Origin of the sequence: Bradyrhizobium sp. 35 (genome assembly GCF_023073215.1) — a bacterium.
Lineage (GTDB): Bacteria > Pseudomonadota > Alphaproteobacteria > Rhizobiales > Xanthobacteraceae > Bradyrhizobium > Bradyrhizobium canariense_D.
The window spans coordinates 17,342-29,742 of the sequence record NZ_JADPJC010000011.1 but is presented as its reverse complement, the minus strand read 5'-3'; the positions used below and the strand labels follow the sequence as shown (position 1 = coordinate 29,742).

General features: G+C 57.9%; 10 protein-coding genes and 1 pseudogene. 9 read left to right on the top strand and 2 right to left on the bottom strand.

The window, feature by feature from the left end; genetic code table 11:
• Nucleotides 1-2 precede the first annotated feature (2 nt).
• The 5 genes from sctJ to IVB36_RS01730 all read left to right on the top strand — a co-directional run bounded on the left by sctJ (nt 3) and on the right by IVB36_RS01730 (nt 3,907).
• The gene (sctJ, locus tag IVB36_RS01750; protein ID WP_247390368.1) at nt 3-779 is read left to right on the top strand and encodes a type III secretion inner membrane ring lipoprotein SctJ; all 777 of its coding nucleotides are present in this window, start codon (nt 3-5) and stop codon (nt 777-779) included.
• A complete protein-coding gene (locus tag IVB36_RS01745) occupies nt 776-1,501 on the top strand; it encodes a hypothetical protein (RefSeq protein ID WP_247390367.1) in 726 nt (241 codons plus the stop codon). Before sctJ ends, IVB36_RS01745 begins: the two co-directional genes overlap by 4 nt.
• Entirely contained in the window at nt 1,480-2,106 is a 627-nt protein-coding gene (locus tag IVB36_RS01740; protein ID WP_247390366.1) for a FliH/SctL family protein, read from the top strand. Before IVB36_RS01745 ends, IVB36_RS01740 begins: the two co-directional genes overlap by 22 nt.
• Before the next feature lie 68 nt (nt 2,107-2,174).
• On the top strand, nt 2,175-3,482 hold the full coding sequence (sctN, locus tag IVB36_RS01735; RefSeq protein WP_256467212.1) for a type III secretion system ATPase SctN: 1,308 nt from the start codon (nt 2,175-2,177) through the stop codon (nt 3,480-3,482).
• A complete protein-coding gene (locus IVB36_RS01730; protein ID WP_346658360.1) occupies nt 3,470-3,907 on the top strand; it encodes a YscO family type III secretion system apparatus protein in 438 nt (145 codons plus the stop codon). The genes sctN and IVB36_RS01730 overlap by 13 nt, the downstream gene beginning before the upstream one ends.
• Before the next feature lie 2,053 nt (nt 3,908-5,960).
• Here the strand turns inward: IVB36_RS01730 and IVB36_RS40070 are convergent.
• Both IVB36_RS40070 and IVB36_RS01725 read right to left on the bottom strand, forming a co-directional pair.
• Entirely contained in the window at nt 5,961-6,089 is a 129-nt protein-coding gene (locus IVB36_RS40070) for a hypothetical protein (protein WP_256467211.1), read from the bottom strand.
• A gap of 75 nt (nt 6,090-6,164) precedes the next feature.
• Nucleotides 6,165-6,337, bottom strand: a pseudogene (locus IVB36_RS01725) (transposase); the annotation flags it as partial.
• 1,012 nt (nt 6,338-7,349) lie between these two features.
• Between IVB36_RS01725 and sctV the strand changes: the two are divergent.
• From sctV to IVB36_RS01705, 4 genes are all read left to right on the top strand, one after another.
• Nucleotides 7,350-9,446, top strand: coding sequence for a type III secretion system export apparatus subunit SctV (gene sctV / locus IVB36_RS01720; protein ID WP_346731032.1), 2,097 nt, complete (start codon nt 7,350-7,352; stop codon nt 9,444-9,446).
• Nucleotides 9,443-10,825: an FHA domain-containing protein gene (locus IVB36_RS01715; RefSeq protein WP_247390365.1), complete on the top strand. Its 1,383-nt coding sequence runs from the start codon at nt 9,443-9,445 to the stop codon at nt 10,823-10,825. The genes sctV and IVB36_RS01715 overlap by 4 nt, the downstream gene beginning before the upstream one ends.
• On the top strand, nt 10,822-11,076 hold the full coding sequence (locus tag IVB36_RS01710) for a hypothetical protein (RefSeq protein WP_247390364.1): 255 nt from the start codon (nt 10,822-10,824) through the stop codon (nt 11,074-11,076). The genes IVB36_RS01715 and IVB36_RS01710 overlap by 4 nt, the downstream gene beginning before the upstream one ends.
• Nucleotides 11,077-11,319: 243 nt before the next feature.
• Nucleotides 11,320-12,258, top strand: a complete 939-nt coding sequence (locus tag IVB36_RS01705; protein WP_247390363.1) for a LysR substrate-binding domain-containing protein — start codon at nt 11,320-11,322, stop codon at nt 12,256-12,258.
• Nucleotides 12,259-12,401: the final 143 nt, after the last annotated feature.

Here is a 12,401-nt window from a genome sequence, read left to right as displayed (position 1 = left end):
CGGTGACGCGGGGCGTGGTGTTTGTATTGAAGCGGGCGGTGGCACTTCTGGTGCTATTCACGCTGGTCGGCTGCGGATCGAAGATTGAGCTCTATCGCAACCTTTCAGCGCGCGAGGCCAATGAAATGCTTGCATTGCTTATGCGGCAAGGCATCCACGCGGAACGGACGGCCGAAACCGGCGGCACGACCTCGCTCGTGGTGCCAACAGAAGACGTGCCGCGTGCCATGGCTGTGTTGGACAGCGCCGGCTGGCCTCGCGATCATTTCGCCGATATGGGCACTCTCTTCAAGAAGGACCGGATGATCTCATCGGACACAGAAGAGCGTGTGCGCTACATTTATGGCGTCACACAGGAGCTTTCGCAGACTCTGTCCAGTATCGACGGCGTGCTCAATGCCCGAGTCCACGCGGTGTTGCCGGAAAGCGCGAGTGACGATCGTAGTCCACCCGCCCCGCCAACTGCCGCTGTGCTCGTCCGTTACAAGCCCGGTGCCCCGATCGATCAGGTCGTGCCGAAGATCAAGGAGCTGGTCGCAAATAGCTTGAAGGGCCTGTCCTATGATCGGGTCTCAGTTGCCCTTGTGGAGGCAAATCAGGACAATACCACGCTTCGCCGAACGGAAATGACTGCCGGAGCGTTCGAACGTGGCGACTCATCGCGCCTCTTGATCGGCCTCGTCGGCGGCATGGCGGCATCGCTGATTGGCAACGCAGTGCTCGTCTGTCTCATATGGCGGCGGCGCTTTAGCGATAGGAACGGTATGGCAGCGTCATGAACTTCGGCGAAGCGAACAATCCGACTGTGCTCGCAATGAGCTCAGCAACAATCCAGGATGAATGGCTTGATACGTCGTGGGCGGGAGCGATGATGCGCTGCATCGCCGATCCTGCGGCCGATTTCGATGATACAATAGCAACCGATTGGCCCGAATGGATGCCTCTGGACCTTGCTCAGTCCGACCCGTTTATTCGCGTCAAGCTTGGACGTTGGCTGCTTCGTGGCCAAGGTGGTGAAGCGTCGGCGATTATTTCGGCCGGCAACGCACCACGAAGCCGGCTCGCATTTCTGCCGACGCCGGACGCTGCACGCCTTATCTGCTTCGCTGGAGCTTGGACCGGCGTGTCCAGCCTCATCGGCCTTCTTCGGACAGCCGATGTTTTGGCGGCACGCGCCGTTCTCGGAGAAGAGGCTTTGGCATTCGTTTCGCATGCGGCCTTGCTACCGCGACCGACCGCCGAACTGATGTCCGCGGTTAGCGCTTCCGAGATGCCGGCTGGGCCTAATGCATTCCTCTACCGCGGTGCGGCGATGTTCGGCCTTGCGATAGGCGCCATCCCACATGGGCTGCGCGCCCGACTACGATTGCGCCGACCTGCAGCGATCTGGATGGTGGTGGCGGACGCCTGCCGTGACGACAGTGCTGGCGAAGATGCCTTTCGTGCGATGCGGCGCCTGGCCGGCAAAAAGATGCCAACATGGTCGCATTGGTTCAACTGACGTCTGGCAGGGTCCGCATCCTGGGCCCAGGGCGAGTCCTGCCGGCGGAAAACGCACAGAGGATCGTCGACGCGGAGCAATTGCTCGCTCAGGCGCGACGCGATGCGGACGCGCTGGTGGATGAGGCGCGCGAAAACGCAGGGATGATCGAGACGGCAACCAAGGAAGCCGCGCTGATAGCGGCGCAAGCGACCATCGAACAACGTTTGACCGCGATCGCCGTGGCGTCTCTGCGGATCATGGAGGAGAATCAAGAGCGGATTGTCGACATGGGCCTACAGATCGCACGTCGGCTAATCGATACCATCGCGCCGGATGATGCGGCGGTGCAGATCGCTTTGAGTAGCCTCAAATTCACGGGTCATAGCTCCCTCGTCCGCTTACGCGTGGCACCGGCGCATGTCGAGACGGTTCGCAGAGAATTGAACGAACTGCTCTCGACGGCGACGTCGCGCGCCGTCGTCGAACTGATTTCTGATCCGCGCGTCAAAGATGCCGGATGCATCCTTGAGACTGATGCTGGACTGGTCGACGCCACGATCGAAAGCCAATTAGCGGCGATCGAAGCCGGCCTGCGCAGCAGCCTAAAGGCCTCTGCAACGTGATTTCCGAGCGACCCGAGCAGCCAACGGCAGTCACCGCCATTCATTCTTCGCACGACGGAATCGATCGCTTGTTCCAGCTTGCTCACACGGTGGTGGCGCAGACGTCGGCAATGAGCGTCCGCGGCCGAGTCCTTCAAATCGTCGGGACAATCATCCGTGCAACCGCACCTGGCGCCCGCATAGGCGACCTGTGCACGCTCCGCAATCCCGAGAACAACTGCGAATTGTCCGCGGAAGTCATCGGGTTCCAGCACGACATCGCCATTCTAACACCGCTTGGCGAAATACAGGGACTCTCTACCCTCACTGAGGTGATCCCGATGGGAGAGCCCCTCACCGTGCCCGCGGGCTGGAACCTGCTTGGCCGGGTGCTTGACGGTCTCGGCCGCCCTCTCGACACATCCACTCATGGGCCCCTGCTTCCAGAAACCCGCGTGCCAGTCCAAAGCGAGGCACCGGGTCCCTTGACCCGGCGCACAATTGATCGCGCTCTTCCAGTCGGCATACGGGCGATCGATGGTCTTTTGACGTGCGGGGAAGGACAGCGCATGGGCATCTTTGCCGCAGCGGGCGGCGGCAAGAGCACACTACTGTCGATGCTGGTGCGTAGCGCGGCGGTCGACGTGACAGTGATAGCGCTGATTGGCGAGCGTGGCCGAGAGGTGAAGGAGTTCATCGAACACGATCTCGGCTCAAAAGCCCGACGTAGATCAGTTCTTGTCGTTGCGACCTCCGATCGTTCCGCGATGGAAAGGGTGAAGGCGGCCTACGTGGCGACGGCGATCGCAGAATGGTATCGAGATCGGGGACAGCGTGTGCTGCTTCTCATGGATTCGGTTACGCGCTTTGCGCGCGCACAGAGGCAGATTGGTTTGGCGGCCGGCGAACCGGCCACCCTGCGAGGTTTCCCGCCTTCGGTCTTTGCAAAATTGCCGCAGCTCGTTGAACGCGCCGGCAACAACGAGCGCGGATCGATAACCGCGTTTTACACCGTGCTCGTTGAGGGCGATGACCTCACCGACCCCTTGGCCGATGAAATCCGTTCCATCCTGGATGGCCACATTGTGCTCTCACGCACCTTGGCGATGTCGAACCACTATCCTGCTATCGATGTTCTGGCAAGCGTCAGTCGTGTCATGAGCACTATCGTGTCGTCGCGGCATGAGAAGTTAGCAGGTCAGCTGCGGGCGCTGCTAGCTAAATACCAGGAGGTGGAGCTATTGATACGGGTCGGCGAATACAAAGAAGGAGCCGATCCGCACGCTGATGCCGCAATCGCCAAGATAGAGAACATAAGGACCTTCCTGCGACAGCCGAGATATGAACAAATTAGCTTCGACGCAATGCTTCATGAGCTTGCCACGTGCCTGGAATAACTCCCGAGGCCGTACATCAATTGCTTGAGTTGAGGAAATTGCGGCGCCGCCGGGCCGATGAGACTCTACGAGTGCGGCAGTCAGCCATCGAGAAATCCGATGCCGCTATCGAAGGGGCAAGGACAATCCTTCGCACATGGCGGCAAGAACGGCCTCGTCTGGAATGCGAGATATACGGTTCGCTGATCGGAAAAAAGGTCGCTCTCAACGATCTTGAGGAGGCGAAGGCGAAGGTGATCTCACTGCGCGAGCACGAACGGCTGCTTGAGCGGCGCCTTGATGAGGCACTGTCGGAAAGCGAACAAGCCAAGCAGGCGCGTGAGGAAGCCCACAACGCCGCACGTAAGGCATATCGGGAGCTCGAGAAATGCGACAATTTGGTGCGTGCCTGGAAAGTCGCGCCGCTGAAGGAGAGGGATCTCTGATCTGTGGATCTAAGGAGCGGACCGCCCAAGGGTGCGGGTGCAGTCGGTTGTGGTTGGTGGACTTAGAAGTTTAGGAGCGCCCCTGTAAGAAGTCTGCGATATCAGCGACCAGACCCCACCGAGTCCATCCGCTGAGCTTGCGAAGTGCTCGCCGAACTGGGTGGCAAAACTGGCAATTGCGTTCATGTAACCGATCATCGTCAATCGTCGTCAGCATTCCTGATGGCGAAGGAGCAGCTTTATCGCCGGCTAGCCGTGGGCGGTCGGCATAAGGATTGCTGCTTTCAAACACGACGCGCTGGTCGATTGCGTCAAACTGTTCTTCGCGAGTGACAAGCACATGAGGTCCGCGCTGCACTGGCTGCGTCATCATCGTGAGCCCGGTGCTCCACCTCCTCTCAGGCGAGTACTCCCCTCGGAGCATGACGAGATGCTCATTGACGAGGCGATCAAGCAAGCTGCTAGGCGCCGGAGATGGGAACCGGGAACCGCAGAGTGCTATGCTCGGGTTCTTCGCAGATTGTCGCAGGACCTCGCACCGCGAGGGCAAACGATCGCTGCATTCGATCACAGCGCGTTGGCCGCTCACGCTATGCAGACTGCACCAGAGTTCGAAAAGATAAAGCTTGGCCCGGCTCTGATGGCGCTTCGTGAGTACCGGCAACCATTGGAGGATCTCTCCTCCAAATCCCCGCCAAGCTTTGCTGCGGCGAAACGTTCGAACGCGGCGGATCATCTAGCTCCGTTGCCAGGCGCAAGTTGGAACACCGCAAACGTTTGCCGAGGCGTACCGTCAGCCCACTCGCGAGCTGACAGTGCAAATCAGCCAAGCTCTTTCGGAGTGGGGGAGTTCGAGGCATCGAGCTCCAATCCGCCAAATTACCCAGCTTACGACCCCTCTCCGCTGCTTAGTCCATCATCGCACGTCTCTCCACACTTGCAGCACAGCAACCAACAGCCGCAATCAGAGCAGCGCCAGACCGCATACGTAGTCGGCGCAATATCCGCAACTCGCGTCCGGAGGACTCTTCCTCAGGCCGCTCCCGAGGATCAAAAGCTCATCCAAGCAGCGGTCCAGGCCGCTGTTGCACGCCTAAAAATAGGACGGAACACAGCGCGTGATTGCACGAGAGTCCTTCTCAGATTGGCGGATCATTTCAGGGGGCGCGGCCAGACCCTTGTTGCACTCGATCACGATGCCTTGGTCGCTCACGCCGATCAGGTCCTCAAGATGAGCCCTCGAATCCGTCGCGCGTTGACCATGCTCCGTAACTATCGAGAGCCCGGTGCCTCAGCTGATCGGGTTCCTCGACGTCATCCTTTCTCTCAGGACGACCAGCTTGTCATCGAACGCGCGGCTCATGCTGCCGTTGTAGAAGGGCGTTCCTTGACCGCCGTTGACCGTTATTCCCGCAGTCTTCGCAGGTTTTCAGCAGTGCTCAATCGTAATGGCGAAGGCATCAGTACGGTGGATCATGGCTCGCTTATGCGCGTGCCAAAGAACTATTCCCAGCTGACGCAGCCCTCATCGCCGGGCTGAATATGATTCGTGATTCCTACAGTAGCGCGCCCGTGGCGGCCTCTCACGCGATCGGCGTAAGGCAGCCGGACGATCGGACAGTTCAATTTGCGGGGTCACGAGTCGAGTCAGAGGAAACACCACAGGACTACTCGAAGAGGGTCTAGTCGTCGTGTCTTTTTCGCGACTTTGTGTCGTCAATTCCTGAATGGTCGTTCTCAGCAGGCTCCCAGGTCTCTCCTTGATCGGATTTCCCGCGGCAACTAAGAGCATTCGGAAGTATGGCACTTCATGTGAAGAGCAGTATGTAAAAGCTCGCATGGACTACGTCGAGGGCACCATCCGTTCCGATAGGAGCGCTTATCTCGAGAAAACACACGATCTCCAGCTGCTCTTCACTTGCCGGCAAACCGTGAGGGTCGATTCCGCCCCCACGGACCAGCGCATTTGCTAGCGACATAGGCAAGCCCAACCTATCCGGCGCCTGAGGGGCACCCCCGCTATCCTGCCGATAAGGACGGCGTCAGCTACGTTCTATCCTAGAAATTCGTCAACAAAGTCGTGCGAATTTCTGGAGGACGGAATCGCCGGTGTTATGGCCGCGAGCTGTGTGCCTTCATCGCCGCGCATCGTCAGCATCGTCTTCGAGCGTCCGGTGCGCATCGGGTCTCTCCTTCGATCGGCATATGGCTTATCGCTCACAGACGTAATAACATCCAACGTCAGGTATTGAGCGCACTATCGTGCCGCTGCCGCCGATGGTGAGTGCATCGCTTCGCCGGAAAGCTCAGCCCGTGTCGGTTGTTCGCTCAGGATTGCACAGACCAGGCGAACGATGGCGCCTTCGTTTGGAAAAGCCCGACCATCTCGGTCCGCCGCTTGATTTCATCGTTGAGGCGCTCGATCCGATTGAGTCCGGCGCGGCAAAAACTTGTGTGGCCGAACACGTTGCGTTCGGTCGCACTCGTGAAGGGTAATAAAGTGCACAGTCTGGGTGCGCGGCACTGCCCGCGCCACAACAGCTTCATACTTGCCACCCCACCGCGCAGGCCACTTCGTCGCCTTGACACGCATTTTCAATCACGCGCAACGTGGAACGCTATCTTTGTCTAGTCATGGGAGATCGACAATAACGTGACCTACGTCGGGTGACGGATGAACAGCATCTAAATTCCGCTCATTAGACGGCGGGCACGCCTGCATTCCCGCTGAAGAAAGGTCTCCTGGTCCAAGAACGGGCCGGCATGACATTTGCTACCTTCGGACAAGGTTAAACTGATCTTGAAACGAGCTTCCTACACCGCCGCTGCGGCTTGTCGGCGTGACAAGATCAATCGAGACTTAGGAGACGGCGTCATGCTCCGGCAAAACGGTGGTATCAGTTGGACGATCCTTATTTGCTCGGGGAGCCGATGGTATTGACGCTGGATGCCCCGTGCATCTCCAATCGCTCTGAGGGCGCGAACACTATTGACCGGTTCCCGCCACAACACTGTTTCGAACGCGACCATGGGGAGATTGCAAACGCCGATTCGGAGCGATGCTTAGGACGGTCCCGAAGCCTGAGAATTCCACGTGCATACGGTACGCTAGCTTACTTCGTAAGCTCAGCGAATCTCTCAAGAACAAGGCCGCCCGGGGAATCGCAACTGAGCTGCGTGCTGAGGATGCCAGCTGCGACTGACAAATGGATCTCAACGCCCGGGCGCGTCGTACCGCCAAACGCTGAACATTGGGGGGCGCCGCCCCATGTAAGGCGGTTTCTACCATTGTCAGGGAACGGCGAGCGGCGATTTCGAATGCCACGGGTATTAGTCAAGATATCTGAGCAAGCATCAGCGCCGAGGCGGGATCCTTTCTGCGGTTCGTCCCGTCGCTCATGCCGGACACGCACCAACAGAGGATCCAGCGCGAGTGGTTAGTGTGAAGTTTCTTGACAGAGTCGGAACGGTCGCGTCTGGCCGTAATGATATTGTTCTGGTGGCGCTACTGGTCACGATCATCTTCATGATGATCATTCCACTGCCGCCGGTTCTCATGGATGTTCTACAGGCCGTCAACCTGGGAATCTCGGCACTCCTGCTGATGGTCGCGGTCTATATTAAATCCCCCCTTGCGTTCGTCTCCTTTCCGTCAGTGCTCCTGGTGACGACACTATTTCGGCTGTCGCTTGGCATCGCCGCGACACGCACTATCTTGCTTCATGCGGACGCCGGCCAAATCATCAAGACCTTCGGGGACTTCGTCGTAGCTGGCAATCTCGTGGTGGGCGCGGTGACTTTTTTGATCATGACAATCGTTCAGTTTGTCGTCATCACCAAGGGATCTGAGCGTGTGGCGGAGGTTGCTGCACGGTTTTCTCTGGATTCCATGCCGGGCAAGCAAATGAGCGTTGACGGGGACTTGCGTGCCGGCAGTATAGATATCCGAGAAGCAAGTCGACGACGCGTTGCGATTGAGCGCGAGAGCCAGCTGTACGGTGCCCTGGACGGCGCCATGAAGTTTCTCAAGGGTGACGCCATCGCAGGGCTGATCAGTATTGCCGTGAATATCATAGGTGGGATCGCAATTGGTTCGTTTCAAAAGCAGATGGGATTGTACGAGGCGCTTGAGGTCTATGCGATCCTGACCATCGGAGACGGGCTCGTCGGTCAGATACCGGCTCTCTTCACGGCGATTACAGCGGGATTTATCGTTACGAGGGTTAGTGACGAAGATAACGGTGTGGATCTGGGTAACGAAATCGGCAACGAGGTTATCGCACAACCGCGTGCGCTGATTGTCGGGTCATTCATTCTCTTCCTCTTTTCGTTCGTCCCTGGCTTTCCGACGGGAATCTTCATGATCCTCGCGGTTGTAGTCGGAGGTGGTGGCTGGCAATTACAGCGTAATCGGCGGCTGGCCACACCGGCAATGCGTCGCTACTCGGTGACAGGGGGAGCGCGCTTAAGGGCCTCGGACGAGCCGACCGCCGGGGCTGATGGAGCCGACGACAATGGCATCACGTTCACTGTGCCGCTGATGATCGACATTGGTCACGACATTCAGGCGGCCATCCCTCCTGATCTGCTAACGAAAGCATTGGATGCAGAACGGCACGCGCTCCTTCTTGAGCTCGGGGTCCCTCTTCCAGCGATCAGTGTGCGGGTGAACGACACCTGCAAGGATGGAGCGTATGTCATCATGGTAAATGAAATACCATGCGGCGAAGGGCGACTGCGGTCGCAACATCTTTTGGCGCGCGATACTCCTGAGAACCTCGATCTTGTGGGCATTCCGTATGTTCTGGACAAATCTTTCCTTCCTCAGATCGAGACGGTCTGGGTGGACGCCATACATCGCGAATCATTACGAGCTGCCAGCATCCGTTTCCTGGAATCCGTGCAGATACTTAGCTACCAAACCGGTCAAATCCTGCGCAGGCATGCTGCCGAGTTTGTCGGCATCCAGGAAACAAAAACTCTTTTGAATCGCATCGAGGTGTGGTCGCCGGAACTCGTAAAGGAAGTACTCCGCTCAGCCCCTCTGCAGAAGATTGCAGAGGTATTTCAACGACTGATCGCGGAGGAGGTTTCACTGCGTAACATGCGCACCATCCTCGCCGCACTGGTCGAACGGGCACAGAACGAAAGAGACGTTGTCCTGCTGACCGAGCATGTGCGCTGTGCGCTGAGGAGGCAAATCTGCATTCCGTATTGTATCGGCATGAACCTGCTGCCGGCCTACCTTCTCACGCCAGAAGTGGAAGATACGCTGCGAAATGCCATTCGGCAGACTTCCGCCGGCAGTTATCTCGCCCTTGACGCGCGAACAACAGGTCAGATCATTGACGCAATACGAGAAGCTATCGGCGACCTTAACCAGCAGCCGCACAAGCCGGTGCTGCTGACTTCGATGGATATACGTCGATACCTACGCAAGGTCATCGAAACCGACTTCTACGGACTGCCAGTGCTATCCTATCAGGAGCTTCCCCCCGAAATCTCCATACAGCCATTGGGACGGATATCGCTGCAATGAGAAACGCGAACGTAGCGCAAGATGTTCTGACGGGTGATCAGGGCCAACTGATCTTACGGGTCCTGTCTGGCCCCAACAAGGGGGCCGAGACATCGCTCAGCGAAGGAGTCTGGCTAATCGGCAGCGACGACGCTGACGACCTTACCTTCGCAGATCCGGAACTGATTGCCTCACATCTTCGCATCGCCGTCGAGGCAGGGCGAATCCAGATCACCGCACTGGCACCGGGTGTGCTCATCGGCGGTAGTGATTGTCCAACAGAGTGCCCGACGACCCTCGATCCACTCACTCCGGTTCAGGTTGGGCGGACGATTTTCAGTATCGGCCCAACTGGTGGTAGCTTTCCCGATATGGACTCCTCGGTCGAGCGCAGAAGGTTGCACGCCGAGCATGCCCCCCCAGGTCTCGAAGGAGCGGCGCCCAGGGGGCGAGAAACTCGTCTTGTGGTGAACTCGATGCCTCGGCCATTTCGGCTTGGCGCGGCCGCTTGCGGCCTTCTGGTCATCGTCTATGGAGCTTGTGCCGGGGTGGGGTGGGTTGCGTCCTCTTTCACCCCGGCCGCCGTTCCGGATGCTGACGCGATCAAGATTGCCAGGAACGTCCTTCGCGATTTGAATGTCGGACGCGACGTCAGCATCGCGCTTTCCGACGATAACCTGATCATCGACGGCGACTTGCGACCTGGAGAGGTTACAAGGATCATATCAGCCCTGCGCGACGTCGGGCTAACTGCAGAGGTAACACCGAAACCGGCGACCGCCACCGCCCCGTCTGATGCAAAGATCATCGACCTGTCAACCACGGTAATGCAGGCATTCGGCATCGAGGGGAGTATTCGCGTGGGAAGCGCCGGAGAGATATCGATAGCCGGATATGGCTCGAGTGATGCAACCGTCAAAGCGGCCCTTCGTCACCTGCAGCAGGATGTTCCCGGAGTCCGCACAATTGATGACACAATCGCAACGCCGGACCGCGCACGAACCTTTCTAGAGACAGCGACGACAGCGGAACTCCGTCGTTCCATTCGCATCGTGGTAAAGCCAGACGTCATCCTCGTTTCTGGGACGCTTACCCCAAGTGCCTATAGCGAATGGAAGACCGTTGCCTCCCAGTTCGAGAAGAAGTTCGCGCCTCACATTCGGCTCGAGGCACACTGTTCGCCAGTGGTGTTGCCGATAGCGAGAGGCGTGAACCTCGGCCGGTCTCCGTTTATCGTAGTTCAGAACGGAACACGCCTGAAAGTCGGCGACAATATCGATCATTTCGGCAAGATCATTGTCATCGATCGTGACGGAATGCTTGTGCGTGTCGGAGAGGCCGACGTGCACGTTCCCTACCCGAACAAGCCGGAATGGATAGCAGAGGAGGATCAACTGTGAGCGAGCATCTAGTCATTCTTGAGCTGCAGAAACAGCTGGTAGATGACGTCGACGGCGCGGAGTTATCCGCCGTCGAGAGAGAGTTCGAGAGTTGGAGACAATCGTTGAAACGCGACATGGATGGCGGCATCACGCGGCATCATTTCGAGGCGTTGTGCACATTGCTTGACGCAATAGATGCCGCAACAGACGTTGTTAATTTAACATGGATGCGCCACCACGGCGGTCTATCCTCTGGCTTGGAGAGGTAAGGTGGATTTTAGGACTATAAGCGGCTCCCTTGGCAGATCTGTTGCGGCATCGGAACGCAGCCTAAGAAGTCACGTGGCGACCATGAACCCGGACGACACCATGGATCAGCTCAAGCTTCAGCTCTCAATGAACACACACACTACACTCTTGAGTCTGAATTCGACCGTTATCAAAGCGGTTCACGAAGCGCTGAATGGTATTATCCGGAATATCGCCTGAGCTACGAACGATTCTAGGCTGCTATGTCTTCCAGCTTTATGCAACTACGTCATCTCCGATATTTCACGGGCATCGTGGATGCTGGTAGTTTTTGCCAAGCAGCGGCGACAATCCACGTGGCGCAGCCGGCCCTGAGTCAGCAGATGGCTGCCTTGGAAGCCGAGCTTGGCGTCTCGCTGCTGCACCGTAGCGTTCGCGGCATTCGCCCGACCCGCGAGGGCAAGGTCTTTTATCGTGAGGCCACGTCCATTCTTCAGCAGGTTGACCAACTGCGCAGCATCATCCGCTCTAAGGCAGGAGAACCGGAGGGTGTTGTAAGGCTCGGCATGTCCTCCGCGCTCGCCGCTTCGTTCGCCCGCCTCCTGATGGAAGCCAGCCGGACAGTGCTTCCAAAAGTGCGCCTTCATCTTGTTGCGGGTGACTCTCTTCAGATGAAGCCGCTCATCGTATCACGCGCGCTTGATATCTGCGCTGTGCTTGAGGATGAACCCACTTCAGGTGTTACTCGCCAGTCACTCTTTCAACAGCGACTCCATCTGGTACGTCCTCCCGATACAGGGGAAGCCGCTCGCGCCATTTCGGTTGAGGAATTGGCCGAACTCCCTCTTGTATTGCCGACGCGCCCAAGCACAATTCGCGATGTATTAGATCGGACGTTTGAAGCGGCCGGCGTGATGCCGAACTGCATCGCAGAAGTCGACACCTTCGCCAGTGCGCTCTCTTTGGTCAGGGCGGGTCTCGCAAATGCGATCCTGCCCAAGGGCGAAATTCCCGATATTCCAGGCGACGAAGATTTGAGGCCCTTCGCGATAGATCCACCGGTCCATATGACAGCTTGCCTCATCTCTTCTGGCGACCTCGGTCCCGCCGCCGAAGCCGTGAGCGCCTTGCTGGTTGCGCAGGTGCGAAAAGTGCTTCAAACGAGACCTCTTGCAGGACGCGAGCTGATGACGACACCTTGATCTCGATTCAAGGCTGGGGTCCTATCGGCTGCCGAGTGACAATTCAGTGGCAGGTGGTTTGCGTAAGAGGTGATAGAAAGTGGGTATCACAAATAGTCAATCGGGAACGGTGTTTCAGGCGGTGCAACGCACCGGGATCGCAT